Annotated in this window: 16 protein-coding genes, 1 tRNA gene and 1 pseudogene; 10 read left to right on the top strand and 8 right to left on the bottom strand. The window is 65.7% G+C overall.

The window, feature by feature from the left end; all coding sequences use genetic code 11:
• Window positions 1–383: 383 nt before the first annotated feature.
• Complete coding sequence (locus F5544_RS35880; protein WP_167477275.1) at window positions 384–1,304, bottom strand: LysR family transcriptional regulator; 921 nt, start codon at window positions 1,302–1,304, stop codon at window positions 384–386.
• An 87-nt stretch (window positions 1,305–1,391) separates the two neighbouring features.
• Between F5544_RS35880 and F5544_RS35875 the strand changes: the two genes are divergently transcribed.
• Window positions 1,392–2,729: an aspartate aminotransferase family protein gene (locus F5544_RS35875; protein ID WP_167477274.1), complete on the top strand. Its 1,338-nt coding sequence runs from the start codon at window positions 1,392–1,394 to the stop codon at window positions 2,727–2,729.
• Between the two features lie 87 nt (window positions 2,730–2,816).
• On the top strand, window positions 2,817–3,380 hold the full coding sequence (locus F5544_RS35870) for a hypothetical protein (protein ID WP_238846829.1): 564 nt from the start codon (window positions 2,817–2,819) through the stop codon (window positions 3,378–3,380).
• Here F5544_RS35870 and F5544_RS35865 read toward each other — a convergent pair.
• On the bottom strand, window positions 3,377–4,231 hold the full coding sequence (locus tag F5544_RS35865) for a GNAT family N-acetyltransferase (protein ID WP_167477273.1): 855 nt from the start codon (window positions 4,229–4,231) through the stop codon (window positions 3,377–3,379). The genes F5544_RS35870 and F5544_RS35865 overlap by 4 nt on opposite strands.
• 315 nt (window positions 4,232–4,546) lie before the next feature.
• Here F5544_RS35865 and F5544_RS35860 point away from each other — a divergent pair, with 315 nt between their 5' ends.
• Both F5544_RS35860 and F5544_RS35855 read left to right on the top strand, forming a co-directional pair.
• Window positions 4,547–6,109: a beta-N-acetylhexosaminidase gene (locus tag F5544_RS35860; RefSeq protein ID WP_238846828.1), complete on the top strand. Its 1,563-nt coding sequence runs from the start codon at window positions 4,547–4,549 to the stop codon at window positions 6,107–6,109.
• A 143-nt stretch (window positions 6,110–6,252) separates the two neighbouring features.
• Window positions 6,253–6,399 carry a DUF1059 domain-containing protein gene (locus tag F5544_RS35855; RefSeq protein WP_167477271.1) on the top strand — a complete coding sequence of 49 codons (147 nt, stop codon included), beginning with the start codon at window positions 6,253–6,255 and terminating at the stop codon, window positions 6,397–6,399.
• Here F5544_RS35855 and F5544_RS35850 read toward each other — a convergent pair.
• Window positions 6,393–7,361 carry a DMT family transporter gene (locus tag F5544_RS35850; RefSeq protein WP_342760398.1) on the bottom strand — a complete coding sequence of 323 codons (969 nt, stop codon included), beginning with the start codon at window positions 7,359–7,361 and terminating at the stop codon, window positions 6,393–6,395. The two genes, F5544_RS35855 and F5544_RS35850, sit on opposite strands and share 7 nt — an antisense overlap.
• Before the next feature lie 47 nt (window positions 7,362–7,408).
• Between F5544_RS35850 and F5544_RS35845 the strand changes: the two genes are divergently transcribed.
• A complete protein-coding gene (locus F5544_RS35845; RefSeq protein WP_167477269.1) occupies window positions 7,409–7,939 on the top strand; it encodes a CGNR zinc finger domain-containing protein in 531 nt (176 codons plus the stop codon).
• Between the two features lie 51 nt (window positions 7,940–7,990).
• Here F5544_RS35845 and F5544_RS35840 read toward each other — a convergent pair whose 3' ends face one another.
• Window positions 7,991–8,725, bottom strand: coding sequence for a DsbA family protein (locus tag F5544_RS35840; RefSeq protein WP_238846827.1), 735 nt, complete (start codon window positions 8,723–8,725; stop codon window positions 7,991–7,993).
• A gap of 252 nt (window positions 8,726–8,977) precedes the next feature.
• On the opposite strand from F5544_RS35840, the gene F5544_RS35835 reads away from it, so the two are divergent.
• On the top strand, window positions 8,978–9,679 hold the full coding sequence (locus tag F5544_RS35835; RefSeq protein ID WP_167479700.1) for a DsbA family protein: 702 nt from the start codon (window positions 8,978–8,980) through the stop codon (window positions 9,677–9,679).
• Between the two features lie 100 nt (window positions 9,680–9,779).
• On the opposite strand, the gene F5544_RS35830 is transcribed toward F5544_RS35835, so the two are convergent.
• A complete protein-coding gene (locus F5544_RS35830) occupies window positions 9,780–11,153 on the bottom strand; it encodes a DUF222 domain-containing protein (RefSeq protein ID WP_167477267.1) in 1,374 nt (457 codons plus the stop codon).
• A 110-nt stretch (window positions 11,154–11,263) separates the two neighbouring features.
• Here F5544_RS35830 and F5544_RS35825 point away from each other — a divergent pair.
• Window positions 11,264–11,336 (top strand) — tRNA-Ala (locus F5544_RS35825).
• A gap of 956 nt (window positions 11,337–12,292) precedes the next feature.
• Here the strand turns inward: F5544_RS35825 and F5544_RS35820 are convergent.
• Window positions 12,293–12,871: a PadR family transcriptional regulator gene (locus F5544_RS35820; protein WP_167477266.1), complete on the bottom strand. Its 579-nt coding sequence runs from the start codon at window positions 12,869–12,871 to the stop codon at window positions 12,293–12,295.
• A gap of 239 nt (window positions 12,872–13,110) precedes the next feature.
• Here F5544_RS35820 and F5544_RS35815 point away from each other — a divergent pair, with 239 nt between their 5' ends.
• Together F5544_RS35815 and F5544_RS35810 are read left to right on the top strand one after the other, a co-directional pair.
• Window positions 13,111–14,436, top strand: coding sequence for a hypothetical protein (locus F5544_RS35815; RefSeq protein ID WP_167477265.1), 1,326 nt, complete (start codon window positions 13,111–13,113; stop codon window positions 14,434–14,436).
• Between the two features lie 9 nt (window positions 14,437–14,445).
• Complete coding sequence (locus tag F5544_RS35810) at window positions 14,446–15,834, top strand: flavin monoamine oxidase family protein (RefSeq protein WP_167477264.1); 1,389 nt, start codon at window positions 14,446–14,448, stop codon at window positions 15,832–15,834.
• Window positions 15,835–16,069: 235 nt separating this feature from the next.
• On the opposite strand, the pseudogene F5544_RS35805 reads toward F5544_RS35810, so the two are convergent.
• Window positions 16,070–16,267 (bottom strand): annotated as a pseudogene (locus F5544_RS35805) (transposase); the annotation flags it as partial.
• 459 nt (window positions 16,268–16,726) lie between these two features.
• Window positions 16,727–16,969, bottom strand: a complete 243-nt coding sequence (locus F5544_RS35800) for a hypothetical protein (RefSeq protein ID WP_167477263.1) — start codon at window positions 16,967–16,969, stop codon at window positions 16,727–16,729.
• Window positions 16,970–17,210: 241 nt separating this feature from the next.
• Between F5544_RS35800 and F5544_RS35795 the strand changes: the two genes are divergently transcribed.
• The gene (locus F5544_RS35795) at window positions 17,211–17,900 is read left to right on the top strand and encodes a 2OG-Fe(II) oxygenase (RefSeq protein WP_203217424.1); all 690 of its coding nucleotides are present in this window, start codon (window positions 17,211–17,213) and stop codon (window positions 17,898–17,900) included.
• Window positions 17,901–18,166 lie beyond the last annotated feature (266 nt).

Below are 18,166 nucleotides of genomic sequence, written 5' to 3'. Positions count from 1 at the left end.
TCCACGCATCCCCCGAAAGGAGCCGCGAGTTAACGGGTTTCGAGTACCTGGGCAGTCGGTGCCGGACAACGTTCCACGGTCGAGCTGTTCGACCGGTGCGCAATTTTCCGCTCTGGCGACATGATTCGGCGCCCACCCCTCATCACTGTTCGATCAACGACACAAGGCCCCGACGCTAACACGTCGGATGACTAAGAGCGTGCCCCTATTTCCAGTTGGTGACACTGCACACCATCAATGTTTATCAGCTATTACTAATCCTGCCAGTGTGTCTCACGTTACACCCATCGAGTGTGCTTTCGCGGCAACGGATTTCATTCCCGCATGAACAGCGGATCGTGAATGCGGTTCACCAGCGGCAGTTCCGCGACCGTCGTGGTGCGCTATTCATCCGGGAAGGGGCGGAACCGGGCCTGGCCGGGCAGCCTGCTGCGCCGCCGCAGCGCGGTGAGCACCGTGCCGACCGCGGCGCGCGGGCGGGTACCGTGCCGGACCACCGCGGTGATGGTCCTGGTAACCGGCCCGGCGAGTTCCCTGGTGACGACGCGATAGCGCGGGTCGACGGCCAGTTCCGGGAGCAGCGCTATCGAGAGCCCGGCCTCGACGTGCTGCAGCGTCAACATGTAGTTGCTGAACCGGCAGATCACCCGCGGTTCGAAACCCGATTCCCGGCACAGCCGGGTCGCGAGATTCGCCATATAGGACTGCGGCAGATCGAAGGCCCACGACTCGTCGGCGTACGCGGCGAGGTCGGCGGGCCCGCGGGCGGCCCGGTCCGGCGGCAGCACCAGCACGATCGGATCGGTGGCAAGCGGCACGATATCGATATCGGGGCCGAGCGGATGTTCCACGAAATCCGGTGTGGTGATGATGATGTCGGCATCGCCGACCCGCAGTGCAGGCATGCTCTCGTGCGGTTCCAGCTCGACGAGTTCGATATTCAACCGCGGATGGGTCTGCGCGAGCTCGGTCACCGCGGGCACCGCGAGCGCGTGGATGGCGCTTTGGAACGCGCCGAGCCGGACCAGCCCGACCGGTTCGGCCCGCAGGCTGTGCAGCTCCGCCTCGACGGTGTCCATGTGGTCGAGGATGGATCTGGCGCGGCGGGCCAGCATCAGTCCGGCTGGGGTGAGCCGGACCCGACGGCCGGTGCGTTCGAGCAGCTGGGTGCGCGTCTCCGATTCCAGCACCGCGAGTTGCTGGGACACGCTCGACGCGCTCATATCGGCCGCCTGGGCCACCGCGCGAACCGTGCCGAGGGTGTCGAGCTGACTGAGCAGGCGCAGCCGCCACGGGTTCAACATCCGACCAGTGTTGTACGGCTGAGCCGAACAGTACAGCCGGAATTGTGAGATGGACGTGATGCTCGGACCGCACCTACCGTTGCGCACATGACCATCGCGACCTCGAGAATCAGCCCCGCTCGCGACTTCTGGGCCGACGCCGACCGCCATCTGGTGCGCTACGCCGGTGCGGGCGATTTCACCAGGGAGATCATCACCCGCGCGGCCGGCAGTTTCGTCTACACCGAAAGCGGAAGGGAGATACTGGATTTCACCTCCGGGCAGATGAGCGCCATTCTCGGGCACGCACATCCGGAGATCGTCGCCACCGTGCGCGACCAGATCGGCGAGCTCGACCATCTGTTCAGCGGCATGCTCAGCCGTCCGGTCGTGAATCTCGCACGCCGCCTTGCCGATTCGCTGCCCGCGCCGCTGGAGAAGGTGCTGCTGCTCACCACCGGCGCCGAATCGAACGAGGCCGCGCTGCGCATGGCCAAGCTGGTCACCGGTAAACACGAGATCGTGTCGTTCGCCAGGTCGTGGCACGGCATGACCCAGGCCGCCGCGAGCGCGACCTACAGCGCGGGCCGCAGCGGCTACGGACCCGCCGCGCCCGGCAATTTCGCCATCCCGGTGCCGAACGCCTACCGGCCCGACTTCACAACGCCCGAAGGCGAATTCGACTGGCGCCGCCAACTCGATTTCGCCTTCGACCTGATCGACGCGCAATCCGTCGGCAGCCTGGCCGCCTGCCTCGTCGAACCCATCCTCAGTTCCGGCGGCATCGTCGAACCGCCGCCCGGCTATTTCGCCGCGTTGCGCGACAAATGCGATGAGCGCGGCATGCTGCTTATCCTCGACGAGGCGCAAACCGGCCTGTGCCGCACCGGAACCTGGTACGCCTTCGAGCGCGACGGCATCGTCCCCGACCTCCTCACCCTGTCCAAAACCCTCGGCGCCGGACTGCCGCTCGCGGCCGTGATCACCAGCGCCGAAATCGAGGCGGCCGCACACGATCGCGGATACCTCTTCTTCACCACCCATGTCTCCGACCCGCTGGTCGCCGCCGTCGGCAATACCGTGCTCGACATTCTCGAACGCGACGGGCTCGACCGGCGGGCCACCGAGCTCGGCGCGTTCCTGCGGCACGGGTTGGAGCGAATCGCCCAGCGCCACAGCGTGGTCGGCGATATCCGCGGCCGCGGCCTGCTCGCCGGTCTGGAACTGGTCACCGACCGGGAGACCAAGCGGCCCTCCGACGAACTCGGCGCCGCGGTCACCCGCCGCTGCCTCGAACTCGGCCTGCACATGAATATCGTCCAACTGCCGGGCATGGGCGGGGTATTCCGTATCGCTCCGCCGCTGACCGCCACCGAAGATGAACTGTCCCTTGGGCTTTCGATTCTCGACCAGGCGATAGCCGACGCCGCTCGCACTTTCGGGTGAGCGCGGGTGGGTCTTTCGTAGGACGCGTCGGCCGGGCGGGCGTCATTAGCGTGGCTCGGTGGCCGTGTTCGTTCCACGGGAGGTCTGATGGATATCGTTCGGGACAATCCGGTCGCCACCATGATCGTCGTCTCGGAGATCGGGCTGTGGGTGCTGCTCGCCGCCGGGCTGGTCGCGCGCTACCCGCTGCGGTTGCGGCCGGTGGGCGCCGTATTGCTCGGGGGCATACCGTTACTCGATGTCGCGCTGCTCGTGGCGACCGCGATCGACCTGCACCGCGGCGCCGAGCCGGGTGCCGTGCACGGACTCGCGGCGGTCTACCTCGGCGTCAGCGTCGCGTTCGGGCCCGCGATGGTGCGCTGGGCGGATATTCGCTTCGCGCACCGGTTCGCGGGTGGGCCGCCACCGGTCAAGCCCGCCAAGGGATCTCGGGAGGCGTTGGCCGCGACATGGCGGGAATGGGGCCGGGTGGTGCTCGCGGCGACGATCGCGTCGGCGGTATTGCTGCTGCTCATCGCGACGGTGGCGAGGGGCGATCAGTCAGGCCCCTTGTGGGGATGGGTCGGCCGTTCGTGGGGCGTCGTCGGGGTGTGGTTCGTGTTCGGTCCGGCATGGGATCTACTCGCACGCGGCATGAGAGCCGTTGATTAGTTTGATGTTTCGAATGTGCGCACCAGGATGGCCCGCGCGTAGAGCAGCTGGAAGGCGAGCTTCTGTACGTTCTGCTGTGATTTCGACCCGGGCAGCGTGGTGACGACGGCCAGATCGCAGCCGGCCGCCGCGGCGGCCGCGAGCCGGGCGTCGAGCAGTGCGCCCTGAACACCCCGGCAACGGAACTCCGGCAGCGTTGCCGCACCGCAGAATTGGGCGATACCGTCGCTGAGCCGCATGCTCGCACCACCTGCGGGCACACCGCCGATCCGCGCGAGCGAGCTGGAATAGCCGCTCGCCGAAGACATATCGCTGATCGCGTCGGCGATCGCCGCCCGCCCGTGCTCCTCGTGTGAGACGACGCCCTGGGTATCGGGTGTCGCGAAGGCGGTGGTTACGACGTCGATCCAGGTGTCGAAGTCCGCCTGCGCAACGGTTTCGATCGCGATGCCGTTCGAGACCCGCGCTGCCGGACCCGGCGTGAGCCGCCGCCCGAGCACGTTCTCGAATCCGGTCAGCACATAACCGCGCCGGGTCAGCCGCTGGACGAGCGCGGGATCGGCGAGCGTCGACACCTCGAACTGGACCGGCGTCTCCCGTTCGGCGAAGGCGCGCTCCGCCGCATCCAGCGCCCCATCGTCGAAATCGCCGCCGATCCCGGCCCCGACCACCTTGTCGAGCGGCGAACCCGGCCCCGCCCACACCGCGAGCCCACTGCCGAGCTCAACCATGCACACCCGCGGCTCCCGGCACGCCGCCGCCACCGCCCCCGCCTCGATCAACGACCGCTCGGCGCGCTCGATCCGCTCAGCGAGCGCGATATCCGTGAAGAGCCCCGGTTCGGAAGACATGAGACGCATCGTCGCCCGCTGCGCCGATCGACACAAATGATTTTCCGGTCCGGTCGAGTTCCTTCCGGTGGATCTACGGCTGGAGGCTGGGGTGATCGGTTGGGTCTGTACCCGAGAATCGGTGTCGCGCAGCGAAATCCATTCCCCACACCGGTGGATCCGCTCCCCAGTCGATCTTTCCTTCATCTGTGAAATAGTGGGCAGCTGAAGGGAATTGGTCGCGTCGAGAATAGAGTGGCCGGCGGATTACGGTCCGCTCCCTTCGTGTCCGCTCCGCTGGACTGGAGGTGTATTTTGCGGAAGTTATTATCTCCCTTGGTATTCGGTGCCGCGTTGGGGCTGACCGTGCTCGGTCTGCCCGGACTGACCGGTTCCGCCGTTGCCGATAACCCGTCGGCCGAACGAACCGTGAACGATATCGTGCCGGTGCCCGTGCAGGCGCAGGCCGACCCGAACGGCGATTTCACGCTCACCAGCGACAGCGTGATCCGTGCCGAATATCAAGCCCAGGATGTCGCCGAATATCTCGGCCAATTGCTGCGGCCCGCGACCGGATTCGCGCTGCCGGTGGTCGACCCGAGCGACCGTTCCAAGCCTGGAATCACGCTGTGCCTCGGCGATGCCGGCCCGGATGTCGGCAACGAGGGTTATAAGCTCGCCGTGGCAAAGGACGGAATCACGCTGAGCGCCAACACCACCGACGGCCTGTTCGAGGGAATACAGTCGCTGCGGCAGCTGTTCCCGGCGGCCATCAATAAAACCGGTGTGCAGCAACAGAATTGGACGGTGTCGGGCGGTACGGTGCTCGACTATCCGCGATTCGCCCGGCGGGGCGCCATGCTGGATGTCGCGCGGCACTTCTTCACCCCCGATCAGGTCAAGCGGTACATCGACGAGGTCGCCCAGTACAAGATCAACACGCTGCACCTGCACCTGACCGACGACCAGGGCTGGCGCATCGAGATCAAGAGCTGGCCGAAGCTGGCCGAAATCGGCGGCCAGACCGCGGTGAACGGCGATCCGGGCGGTTACTACACCCAGGATCAATACACCGATATCGTCAATTACGCCGCATCCCGGCACATTACGGTGGTGCCCGAGGTCGATATGCCCGGCCACACCAATGCCGCGCAGGCCTCGTACGGCGAACTGAACTGTGACGGCAAGCCGGTGCCGCCGCGCACCGATATCGAGGTCGGTTACAGCTCGCTGTGCATCCCCAGCCCCACCACTTACAAATTCGTCGAGGACGTCATCAGCGAATTGGCGGCCCTCACGCCCGGCCCGTACATCGATCTCGGCGGCGACGAGGCGCATTCCACCTCGCCGGCCGACTACAACGCCTTCTATCAGAAGGTGATGCCGCTGGCCGCCCAGTACGACAAGAAAATTCAGGCCTGGCACAATATCGTCGTCGCGAATCCGCCGACCTCGGCCATTCCCGAATATTGGGATACCGCGAACAGCAATGCCGATGTGGTCGCGGCCGCGGGGCGGGGCAATAAGATTCTGATGGCGCCGGCCAACAAGGCATATCTGGATATGAAATACACCCCGGACGACCCGCTGGGTCTGCACTGGGCCGGCTATGTGGAGGTGAAGGATTCCTACAACTGGGATCCCGCCACCTTCCTGCAGGGTCTTTCGGAGGATCAGATCGCCGGTGTCGAGGCGCCGATCTGGTCGGAAACCCTGCGCACCAGCGCCGATATCGAATACCAGGCATTCCCCCGGCTCGCGGGTATCGCCGAGATCGGCTGGTCTCCCGCCGCGACGCACAACTGGGACAGCTATCGCGCCCGGCTCGCCAAGCAGGGGTTGATCTGGACCGCACAGGGCATCAACTTCTACCGGTCCCCGCAGGTGGACTGGAAGTAGCTCCGTAGCAGGCGGTTTCACGGGCGGGCGCACCGAACGGTGCGCCCGCCCTTCGGCGTGCTCGATACCGCTGGGGTGCAAGGGGTTCGGTGTCGGTGGATGATGGTGGGGATGTCGATCCAGCGATGATGGGAAGAGACGAGATGAAGACCAGGCTCAACTGCCCCTGTGGCGAGTACATAACCGGCGTCGACGAGGACGATCTGGTCGAGAAGACGAAGGCGCACCTCGCGGACAAGCATCCCGGGCACGACTATTCGCGCGACGAGATCCTCTTCATCGCTTACTGAGCTTTCACGACCGTCGATTGTCCGTCGAGTGCGCGGGTGGCTTCGGCCGACTCGCCCCGGCGGACAACCACAACACCGGCGAGAATCAGTGCGCCGCCGAGCAATTGGCTGGGGCGCGGTGTCTCGCCGAGCAGTGCCCAGGCGAATCCCAGCGTGGCGAGCACCTCGAACAGACCGAAAAATGCCGCGAGGCGGGCGCCGAGCAGTCGGGTGGCCGCGATGCCCGCGACGTATGCGAGCGCGGCGGTGACCGTGCCCAGTATCAGCACCGGTATCCACCATTGAGTGGTAAACCCTTGGAAGACAACCGGATTCGTGGTCGCGGCCAGCGGAACGACGCCGATCGCGCCCGCCGCGAGCAGGGCGGCCCCGCCGATGAGCAGTCCGCCCGCGGCGAGGACGGTGCCGGGTAGCGTGCCGTCACCCTTGGTGGAGAGCACGAAATAGGCTGCGGCGCCGATCATCGCCGTGAGCGCCCAGATGACGCCCAGCCAACTGGTGGGCGTATCGGAGCGCAGGTCGATCACCAGCAGTAGGCCGACGATGCCGACCGCACCGCCGAGAACCGTGGTGGTTCCCGGCCGTTCGCGATGCCGCAGCCACAGCCAGCCGACCACCGCGATCGGTGCGGTGTATTCGATCAACAGCGCGACGCCGACCGGCAAGCGGGCGACGGCGTTGAAATACGCGAGTTGCGTGCCCGCCACCGCGACCAATCCGTACGCGGTGAGCAGAAGTATGTTGCGGCGCAACAGCTGCCAGTTCCCGCGCAGCTGTACGGCGGCGATCGGTGCGAGGACGGCCCCGGCCACCAGCACCCGGACCGCGACGACGGATGCCGAACTCCAGCCCGCGTTCATCAAACCGCGGGCCAGCGGGCCGGACAGTGCGAACGACGAGGCGGACGCCACCGCGCAGATCAGTCCGGATCGGAGCCGCGATGCGGTCCTGTCATGGGTCATCGTCGCCATGACTCATTACGCTAGGGGCAATGATATAATATGTCAAAGTGCTTTTCGCTGATGACATCGAATGCGCGTTGCGGGCCGCGGTTGAGCTGGTCAACTCGGCGGAGCCGCCGGACACGCTGACCGAAATCGCCCAGCTGGACGCATTTTTCGTGAAGTTCGCGTATTCGGGAGTACATGCGGGCGATGCCGAGGAGTTGGCGGCGGTGCGCGCGCTGCGGCCGCCGCTGCGCCGCATGCTCACCGGCGATCGCGATACCGCGGTGCGGCTGGTGAACGAGACCCTGGCCGCGAATCGGGCGCTGCCGCAACTGGTCCGGCACGACGACCTCGACTACCACATTCACGCGGTGCCCGCGACGGCCCCGCTCGCGGTGCGAATCGCCGTCGAGACCGCGATGGCGATGGTCGATCTGATCCGTGCCGACGAATTGAGCAGGCTGTCGATCTGTGCCGACAAGTCATGCGAGGGAATCGTTTTCGATTCGTCGCGGAACCGGTCCCGGCGCTACTGCAGCACCGCGTGCGGCAACCGCAACGCCGTCGCGGCCTACCGCGCCAGGATGAAATGATTCCGTGCCTTCGTCCCGGATCTGTTCGCTAGGTTGAGCAGGGTGGGATGGTCACGACTCCTTGGCCGCGTCGATGGCCTTCCGCAGTCCGTCCGGGCCGTAGAGGTCCTGCTGCGACGTGAGTTGCCTGCCGTTCACGAAAACCGATGGGGTGGCCGTAATACCGCTCTTCGCAACGTCTCTGCTGACCTTCTGCACGTACGCGTCGTACTTGCCACCCGTGATCGCCTGGGCGACAGCGGGATCGGTGTAGCCGGCGGCCGCGGAGAGCTGGATCAGCTGCTCGTCGGTCAGGCCGGTGCCGCCCTCCGGGGGCTGCTGGGCGAACAGGGCGGCCACCCAGTCCGGGAACTTCGCCGGATCCGCCGCGGCGACGACGTACGCGGCGTTCGCGGCGCGGGTGGAATACCTGGTGCCGGAGGAGGCCGGGTCCAGGAACGAGACGATGTTGTATTCGACGGCCGCGGTGCCCTTTCGGATCGCGTCGGTCAGCGTCGCGGCGCTCGCGGATTCGAACAGCTTGCAGTACGGGCACTGGGCGTCGGAGACGATCCGCACGGTGACACCGGCATCCGGTTTGCCGATGCGGATGGCGCCGGTGTCGGTGAGCGAGCCGACAACACCGCTCTGCGATTGCCCGGTAATCGCCGGAACCGCGACGTTGTCGTGTGAACGGCGGACCGCCAAGCTGATGCCGATTCCGGCGACCAAGGCGACCAGCACCCCGGCGACCAGCACCTGGACCAGGACACCGCGCCCGCGTCCGGCCTGCCGCGCCGCCGTCACCGCACCTTTTCGACCAGACCGCCTGCTCACCTCGGGATCAACCCGCCTTCCTGTCGTCGCCCATATCGCCCCGCCGCTGCAGCCGGGCAGGCCAGCGCCATCATGGACAACGAACCTTAGAAAATCCCTAGCTACCTGTTCAGACGGATGTGACACACGGCGCGCCCGGCCCGCCCCGAGCGAATCCGGTGTCGCGGTTGCGGCAGAGTGGTTCGGGTGAGCGAATCGCGTTCGAACTACAACCCGCGTCCGATGTCCAGCAAAACCACCTACGCGCTCGGCGGCGTCGCGCTCGCCCTCGTCGTGTTGATCGTGATTCTGGCGTTCCAGTGGGGGCACGACGAGCCGAGCATCCGCAACGACGGCTACGGTCCGGTCCGCAACCAGAATGTGCACTCGGCGGTGCAGCAGGACGGGGTGATCCTGCTCGGCAAGGACGGCGCCACCAAGACCATCGACCTCTACGAGGATCCGCTGTGCCCCGCCTGCGGGTCGCTGGAGCGCATCCACGGGCAGGAGATCGCGCAGCAGATCGACGAAGGCAAGCTCGCCGTGCGGTACCACCTGCTGAACTTCCTCGACCAGCGATCCGGCAGCAAGAACTACTCGACCAGGGCGATAGCCGCGAATCAGTGTGTGGCGCAAGCTGGTTCGGGTCCGGTGTACTCGAAATTCCATGAGCTGCTCTTCACCGACAAGCAGCCGAAGGAGGGCGGCAGCGACCTGAGCAACGACGAGCTCGCCGCCGTCGCCCGGGTGGCCGGCGCGCCGGAATCGGTGGTGCAATGCATCGGCGGCGGCTCGCGGATCGATGCCGCCAAGGCCGATGCGAACGCGGGGATGGATTCGCTGCATGCCGCGATCGGTAAAGATGCCGGAACTCCTACGGTGCTCGATGGTGGCAAGAAGGTGGATTGGCGCAATTCCGAATGGGTGGTCTCGCTCACCAAGTGATGTTGGGGCCGGGCCGTCGCCACCAGTCGACGGCCCGGCCCGCTCGACGATGCGGCATATCCCAGCCCCCTGGTCCGCAGGGCGTCGAGCATTCCGATGGTCAATTGGACGCGGAACTTGCCGCGTTGTCCGGGATTTCATCGTCGGGCGCGATACGGGACAGTTGCCGGTGCAGCACGACGTGGCCGTGCAACGGATGCGTGAGATCCGCCTTCTTATCCGGTTCAATTGTCGTGGACGGAAATTCGACGATCGGTGCCCCGATGTCGGTGTGCGGGAACAGGTATCGCGCGCCCTCGTGAACCGTGCTGTGCCGCTCGCCGGTCGGGGTGCGCCAGTCCAACCGATCGTGGCGGGCGAACTCCACCTGCCAACCTTGTTTTCCCTTGTCCGCCAAGGTTTTCAGGCGTAGATGGCGGGAGCACAGCGATATCTGTTTCGCGTCGAGGTTCGTGAGATCCGATTCGGCGGCCGGGAGTATGCAGCCGGGGAAGCGGCACATGCCGTCCATCGCGCGCACCTCGCGCTCGGCTAGCGCGTCCGCACCGTCCGGCCGTTCCGGAATCACCTCGAAGCGGGCGTGTTCGGCGAGGATGCGGGCGAGCGCGGCATCGATCGGTCCGTAACCGGCCAGGAAGGCGGGCGCTTCACGCATGCCGAGCAGGGTGTCGGCCGGAATTCCGATCTGGATCAGCGGCCTGCGCGGCGGTTCGCTCGGCACGGCGTTATTCGGGCAGCGCGCGCCGCGCCCGCAACCGCACCGCAATCGACCGGAGCCGTCGGCGAGCGCGACGAGCGCGTCGGCGCGGCGCTGCGGCATGGTGCGTGGATCGGCCGCGCACACCTGCAGGCTCATCTCGCGCAATCGCATCGCCACCGTCTGCGCGCCGGGTGCGGGTAGCAGGCCGTCGAATACCGCCATACTGTCGCGCATGGTGCGGATGCGCACGTCTCGGTCGTCCTGGCGGCGTTCCCGGCGCCGTTGTGCCCCAACGGGATCCAGCCGCATCACCCAGCGCCGCGCCGCCTGCCACAGCCGATTGGGCGTGCTGTGCTCAGCCGTCGCGAGCAGTTCCGGTTCGAGCTCGTCCAACGCCTCGCGCGCCACCGCCCGGGTGCTGTCGACGATCACCCGCACCTGCGCCAGATCGATTCGCCCGCGCGCGAACGCCGCCCGCGTGCGCGGCAGCGAATCCTCCAGCGCCAAACCGATATCGATCAGCGCACCCGCTGTCGCCTCGTCGACGCGCAGCGCGAGCGCCGCCTCCGTAGCCGCGAATTCGCCCGCCCGCACCCCATCCGGCCCCGGCTCCGCGTTCGCCGCCCGATGCCGCCGGTACAGCTCCCGCGCCGCGAACACCTCCGCCGCCTGCGCCACCGCCACCGACCCGTGTGCCACGCGAAGGGCATCGATCAGCCCCTCGTCACTCATGGCCTGGAAGTCCACAGTCGAGAGATCATTGTGATCGAACATGTGTTCGAGTCTAGGGCATAATCCGCGCCCAATCCAGGCGATTTGGTCGCCGAGATCCCCGTGGTGTAACTTCATTCAGGCGCACGGGAAACCCGGAGCGCACCCAACCAGGGGCTATGGCGCAGCTGGTAGCGCACCACACTGGCAGTGTGGGGGTCAGGGGTTCGAGTCCCCTTAGCTCCACTCGATCGAAGGCGTGCTCGCTCGGCGGGCACGCCTTCGATGTTTTCGATCATCGTCATCTTTTGTGGGGGCCAAGCCCCCACGCCCCCGGCCGGGGGCGTGCCCCCGGACCCCCGGAATCTGTGGTCACCTTTAGTGGCGACGTCACCTATCGAAAGTGTTCGGGTTGTGCAGCGTTAGGCCCACTCGAACAAAATCCGCAGGTCGAGTACCTGCGGATTTTGCGTTTGCGGACAGTATACGAACCGCGCGTTGACAGGGTTACGGTTGGCGGCCGCTACTGCGGGGCTGTGGATAGGCTGTGCCGCAGCGCATTTCATCTTGACAACCGCTCCGTAAGCACCGAATTAAGTGTGTTGGGATGCTGCCGGTAGAGGCGGTGCCGGTGGCTCGGAAGCCGGATGTCTTCGTCAGGGCGGTGACATCGGAGGAAGGGCGGAGCTGCCGCAGATCGTGCGGCGCAGTAAACAGCCGGTGCGGATGCGTCGCGCGGTCGTGGTGATGGCTTCGGCAGCATCAGCCGGTGCCGCTGATCGCGAAGCTGATGCAGGTATCGGAATCGTATGTGCGGCAAGTGATTCACGACTTCTAAGAGAAAGGGTTCGACGTTCTGGACCCAAAATGGAACGGGGGCAGACCGGCGAAGACCGATCCCGCGACGCGTGATCGGATCCGTCAGATCGCCCTGTGCTACCGCCGCGACCTGGGCTGGCCGTTCTCGGCATGGAGTTTGTCGAAGGTCGCGGAAGTAGTTGCGTATCAACCAGATCGCGGACATCAGCCGCGAGACGCTGCGGCAGATTCTCGAGGCTGGCGGGGTGTCGTGGCAGGCTACCAAGACCTGGAAGGCCAGTATGACCCGGATTTCACCACGGAGATGAATCGGGTGCTTGGGCCACTCAACCTGCAGCCGCCGGGCGACGACCGAGGACCATTCGGGTCTTGCGCCCGCTGATTCAGCTCGCGGAAGTCGCTGCCGGATGGCTGTTTTCGAACTCGGCGAGGGTGGCTTCGAGCCAGGCGATGTAGGCGGTCATGGACGAGCGGCCGTATTCGTGTGCGGTATGCATGATGTGGGCGGCCCAGGCTGGGTCGATGTCGGCGATGGGGTCGTTATCGGCGACGAGTTCGTCGATGGACATGGGATCGTGTCGTTGCGCGCGTCGGTATTCGAGTTCCGTCCGCAAGATTCCAATGGCGATGTCGTGGCCGAGGATTCCGGCGAACAAGAAGCGGAGCATGAAATCGGGGTCCATCGGTCTCGGTGCGGGTTCATACGGCGAGTGGGCCCACTCCAGCAGCGCTTGTTGGCCCGGAGCAGTGAGCCGATACACCTTGGCGGCGGGTCGGCCATCGCGTGGGTCGACATCGAATGCGACCAGACCGCGATCGGTGAGCTTGGCCAGGGTGCGATAGATCTGTGGCAGGCCGACTCGGTAACCGATGAACCGGCCCGGTCCGTCCATTCGTTTGCCCAGGTCGTAGCCCGACATGGGATGTAGCGCGAGCGTTCCGAGGATCACGTAGTCGAGCATCCACACCTCCTATGTGCTTGCACACATATACCAGATACCCTACACTCGCCGATGCCTGCGCATATAGGTGTTTACACACATAGATGTCTGAACACTTACTGCAGATGGGTCGAGCCGGCCCGTCCGGCACTGAGTGGTGCCGTCCGGCTCGGCAGGAAGGAACGAGGATCGTGGGTGTATCTGGCCGCAATCGGCTCCTTCGCGACCGAACCGGTCGCCGAAGAATCTCCCGGCTTGCCATGATCGGCGTTTCGGCGCTAGGGGCGGCGGTGATCATGCTGGCTTCGCTGGCGCCTGTGCCGGTCGCGTCAGCGGACCCGGGTGTCCGTGGCGGCGTGTCGCCGGGCGGTGCGTCCTCGGTGGTCGGGTTCTGGGCGGGCGAACGATTTCTGGGGGAAGGCGGGCCGTCGGGCTACCCGGCCCGCGCGGCCGACTACTGGGCCGATCGCGATCTGAGTATGTGGACGCCCGAGTTGTGGGCGATGCTGCAACGGCATCGAGTACCGATCTACTTCCACCTGCGCTATGGACGCGACTTCGGTGCTGTGCCGCACGGCCGCCTCGAAGGCGACGCTCTGCCGATCATTCGGCGGGCCAACCAGCTTGGCGTACCGGTGTTCGCCTGGGTTGCCGTGCCGTATGAGGATGGGTATTGGGCGACACAGGACAACGCGCCCGCCCAACTCACCGCCACCACTGCCCTCACCGAATGGGTCCGCGACAACCACCTCGACATTGCCGGTGTCGCCTACGACATGGAGCCGCCCGTGGACTCCATCAACGCATTGGTCGCCGGGCGAATGGATGCAGTCGAGCAGACGCGCTTCATCGACCCGGCTGCACAGTGCCGTGCCATCGAACAGTACGACGCGGTGTACAACTACGCACGAGAGCATTTCGGACGGGTGGTCGGCGCGCCGGTGCCGTTCGTCCTCGACGACCTGGCCAACGGCGACCTCGCCCTGCAGAATGCCCTCGGTCTGTGGGGGCTCCCGCGCGGCGCGCAGACTCTGTATTTCCAGGCGTATCGAAGCACCGTCGCCGAGGTGATGGGCGCCGACCCCGGTCCCGGCTTGATCGCGCACTACGCACAGCAGGCCCGGCAGGTCGGTGCCGAGCGCGGACAGTTGACGTTGGGCATCGCCGGCGACGGTGTCTACCGGGAGCTGAACACCCTCGTCGACGATGTGCGGCTCGCCCGCGCTCTCGGGGCGACCTCCATTCCGATCTATTCGCTCGAGACAGCGGTGGCCGCATACGGTGTCGACGGGGTTGAGCGACTGGTCCGAGCTGGCGAGAACCCCCTCGACGACACCGGTGTCCGGGCCGCCCAGAACCCGACACCGCAACTGGTGCAGTACCTCACCATCACGAATTCACTCGATACTGCCGCCACTCTCGCCACTCCAGCGGTGACTGCCGCCACGGGCCGGTTCGCCCAGCCCAACCGATCTTCTCGACCTTGTGACACAGCCAATGAGCCCGTCGCCGACGGCATTGCGGCGCTCGACCTACCTGGTGCCGAGGCCGTGCGCATCCCCGTTCAATCCGCAGTGGACCGATAGGAGAAACCGATGGCTGCACAAGATCAGGTATCGAGCCGTGTCGTGGATGTGGTGGTGGTCGGTGCCGGTCTGGCCGGGCTCACCGCCGCCCGGCAGGTGGCCGCGGCGGGTCGATCCGTCGTCGTGCTCGAGGCCCGCGATCGGGTTGGGGGTCGTACCGTGAATCACGATCTGGGCGATGGCCGGGTCACCGAACTCGGCGGGCAGTACGTCGGCCCGACTCAAGGTCATGTCCTCGCCCTCGCCGAGGAACTGGGGGTGGGCACGTTCAAAGCCAGTACGGGCGGCGAGGACGTCTATGTCCACAAGGGCAAAGCCAAGCGTTATACCGGCGCGCTCCCACCGGACCTGGCAGCCGCCGCGGATCTCCTGGTCACGATGGCCCGGATCGACCGGCAGGTGCGAAAGATCTCACCGGATGAGCCGTGGAAGGCCGACAACGCACGTGAGTGGGATGGTCAGACGTTGGAGTCGTGGCTGCGCAAGCTGAAGATCACCGACAATGCCATCGAGCTGATGGATGTTTTCCTCAACATCATCTACGGCGGCGATGCGCGCGATGCGTCGCTGCTGTTCAGTCTCTGGTACTTCGCGATGTTCGGTGACGAACACACGCCCGGGCGATTGACGCGAGGCCTGGCGGCCGAAGGCGGCGCACAGGACAGCCGATTCATCGGTGGTTCCCAGATCCTGTCGATCAGGATGTCCGAGCAACTCGACGGGTGCGTCCGGCTGGGCGCCCCGGTACGACGCATCGCTCAGCAAGGCAACCACGTCACCGTCGACTCCGATGCCGGCAACTGGCAGGCATCTCGGGTGATAGTGGCAGTTCCGCCGGTGTTGGCCAGCCGGATCGTGTGGGAGCCGCTGCTGCCGTCGCAGCAGGATCAGCTGTTGCAACGGCTGCCGTTCGGCACGCTCATGAAGGTCGAGGCGATCTACCCGGAGCCGTTCTGGCGCGCGGATGGACTGTCCGGCACGGCCTTGCTACGCGATGGCACCCCGATCCAGTCGATGTTCGACAACACCCCGCCTGACGGTGCGCCGGGCGTGCTCATGGGCTTCATCGGGGGCCGGGAATGGCGCAAGTGGGCGCCTCGCCCGGCCCGCGAACGGCGCGACGCGGTGCTGCGCTGCTTCGCCCAGGTCGTTGGCCCGAGGGCCGCCGACACGATCGACTACGTGGAACAGGACTGGGCTGCCGAACAGTGGACTCTGGGTGGGCCCACCTCGGTCGCAGCGCCCGGCGTGCTCACCGGCTACGGCGACTGGCTCGGTCGGCCGTTCGGCCGAGTGCACTGGGCGGGCGCCGAAACAGCCCGGCATTGGAACGGTTACATGGACGGTGCCGTCAGCTCCGGCAAGCGAGCCGCCCAGGAGGTCCTCGAACAACTCTGACCCGCGAAAACCGGGACACGGCACTAGACATGCCCACGCTCGTGGTACACGGTCGCGCCGACCCGTTCTTCCCGGTCGGCAACGGCGAGGCTGCTCGTCCTCGATGACATGGGTACCGCCCTGCGGCACGCCGCAGCCGACCAGGTCACTGCCGCCATGCTCGCCCTTTGAACTACACGAGGGTAGCGGACGGCTGGTTGGCCTCACGTCCGGTAACTGCTGTGGGTTCAGGCGGTCATCGCAACACCTCTTCGAGTGCTTCTGATGGTGTGCGGAATCCGAGGGTTTGTCGAGGGCGGCCGTTGAGTTCGTCGGCGATGGCGTCCAGATCGGTTCGGCTGTAGGTGCGCAGGTCCAGGTGTCGGGGAAGATATTGGCGGACAAGACCATTCGTGTTCTCGTTGCTGCCGCGCTGCCACGGACTCTTCGCGTCGTCACGATCGATTTGGCCCCCTTGTCTCCTTGCGTGTCGACCGGCGTAGTTGTCGTTGCCGTGATCGGCGTTTGGGGTAGTAGCTATAGGACGTCGACCACCCGCCGCTCCGTCCGCAGCCGTGTTGTCGTTGTGGCCGTTCATCGGACGGCACCGTCGACCGGTTGCCGGGTGCCCACCGCGCGGATCGTGATGTCAGGCCCGTCGACCAGCACCGTGCGGTTCGTATGCTGGTCCGTCAGGTCCACTCGAACAGAATCCGCAGGTCAAGTACCTGCGGATTTCGCGTTTGCGGACAGTATACGAACCGCGCGTTGACAGGGTTACGGTTGGCGGCCGCTACCGTGGAGCTGTGGATAGGCTGTGCCGCAGCGCATTTCATCTTGACAACCGCTCCGTAAGCGGCATTGGCCGCCAGAATCCGAGTGATTACCGGCGGCCAGGCCCAGCCATCGGGCGCTAGCTGTTGCCCTCGGAAAACTGCGCGTTAACGAGTTCGATGTAGGGCTCGTTGTTGTAAACCAAGCTCCGCGTGCCCACTCGAGGAACGGCGGCGGTCGTGGTCCTGTTGGCCGTCACCAGGGCGTAGGCGCGGGCGAGTGCTTCCAACGCCTCGGCGCCCTTGCCCGATTGTTCGACGGTGACCGCCTGGGCCTCGGCGGCGTGCCGAAGACCGAGAAATGCGACACCGGTAATCGTCAAAAGTTAACAGCCACAACAACTTCTACGAGGGCGGGTATCCGTGCAGATCGAGTTGCGCTGTCGGGCAACTGATCAGATGGCTTTGTCGAACACGCGCCCCGCGCATGTGCGGACGTTCGGCCGGGGACAGCTCTACCACGAGTCGCCCTGCATCGATACCGCGAAGGTAACGGTGGTATGTATGCTGATGATCATGGACGCATCTCCGTAGGATGCTGAGATGGGAAGGGGCGGTTGACGTTTGAGTATCGACGGCACCGAGGCACACACGGTGCCATGGTCATGGAACGGTGTTGCTCCGCTGTCGATCGCGGTGCCGATGTGTCACTTCGAAGGGTTTCTCGGCGAGGCCGAGGCCGATCGTGTCCTGGATTGCGCCATGGCCACCCAGACGCGGTTCACACCGTCCATGATCCTCGATGGTGGCCTGGTGGAGAACCGCGATATCCGTCGTTCGCGCAGTATCGAGCTACCGATGCCGAGCCTGGAGCAGGCCGTGCTGAGAGTACTTCCCCTTGTCGAAGAGATCTTGGGGGTCGTCATCGACCCGTCGCGGGGTCTGGAGTACCACTTCACTGCCCACAATGACGGCGATTTCTACCGGCCACACATCGATGTGCGCGATGGCGGCACGGAGCGAGCCTTGACATTCGTGTACTACCTGCACCGCACTCCTCGTGCGTTCTCTGGAGGAGCGTTGCGCATATTCGATACCGGTGTCCGTGAAGGGCGAGCCGTGGATTCGGCAGCCTACCGTGACATCGAGCCCCAGCACGACACCGTCGTGTTCTTTCCAGCGACCGCCCGCCATGAGGTGCGGCCGGTGAGTTGCCCGAGCGGTGAATTCGTCGATAGCCGTTTCGCTTTCAACGGTTGGGTCCACCCACCGTCTTCCTCTGCCTGGAGCGGAAGCGAACTCACGAAAGGATAGGTGCCATGGCCCCTCAATTCGTATTGTCCGTGCTGGCCGCCGCGGCCGGTGTCAGCCCCGATGTCGCAGGCGGAGGATCTGCGCACGCCGGTGAACAAGCATCCAACACGCGTCTGGACACGAGGGAGTTGTTCGCATTTCAGCTCACCGACACAAATACGGAGCCAGGCCCTCCCGGTCAACCAGGTAATCCTGGTGGTCCCGGTCAACCCGGCTCTCCCGGTCAACCCGGTCAACCCGCGCCCAATCAAGCCGAGGGCGGAAAT

Origin of the sequence: Nocardia arthritidis, from assembly GCF_011801145.1 — a bacterium.
In the GTDB taxonomy this organism is placed as follows: domain Bacteria; phylum Actinomycetota; class Actinomycetes; order Mycobacteriales; family Mycobacteriaceae; genus Nocardia; species Nocardia arthritidis_A.
This window is presented reverse-complemented; position numbering and strand designations above follow the sequence as displayed.

Coding starts and splice junctions, on each gene's coding strand:
- F5544_RS35880 (WP_167477275.1), bottom strand. CDS start 1,304: ATGTTGAACCCGTGGCGGCTGCGCCTGCTCAGTCAGCTCGACACCCTC.
- F5544_RS35875 (WP_167477274.1), top strand. CDS start 1,392: ATGACCATCGCGACCTCGAGAATCAGCCCCGCTCGCGACTTCTGGGCC.
- F5544_RS35870 (WP_238846829.1), top strand. CDS start 2,817: ATGGATATCGTTCGGGACAATCCGGTCGCCACCATGATCGTCGTCTCG.
- F5544_RS35865 (WP_167477273.1), bottom strand. CDS start 4,231: ATGTCTTCCGAACCGGGGCTCTTCACGGATATCGCGCTCGCTGAGCGG.
- F5544_RS35855 (WP_167477271.1), top strand. CDS start 6,253: ATGAAGACCAGGCTCAACTGCCCCTGTGGCGAGTACATAACCGGCGTC.
- F5544_RS35850 (WP_342760398.1), bottom strand. CDS start 7,361: ATGACCCATGACAGGACCGCATCGCGGCTCCGATCCGGACTGATCTGC.
- F5544_RS35835 (WP_167479700.1), top strand. CDS start 8,978: ATGTCCAGCAAAACCACCTACGCGCTCGGCGGCGTCGCGCTCGCCCTC.
- F5544_RS35830 (WP_167477267.1), bottom strand. CDS start 11,153: ATGTTCGATCACAATGATCTCTCGACTGTGGACTTCCAGGCCATGAGT.
- F5544_RS35820 (WP_167477266.1), bottom strand. CDS start 12,871: ATGCTCGACTACGTGATCCTCGGAACGCTCGCGCTACATCCCATGTCG.
- F5544_RS35815 (WP_167477265.1), top strand. CDS start 13,111: ATGATCGGCGTTTCGGCGCTAGGGGCGGCGGTGATCATGCTGGCTTCG.
- F5544_RS35810 (WP_167477264.1), top strand. CDS start 14,446: ATGGCTGCACAAGATCAGGTATCGAGCCGTGTCGTGGATGTGGTGGTG.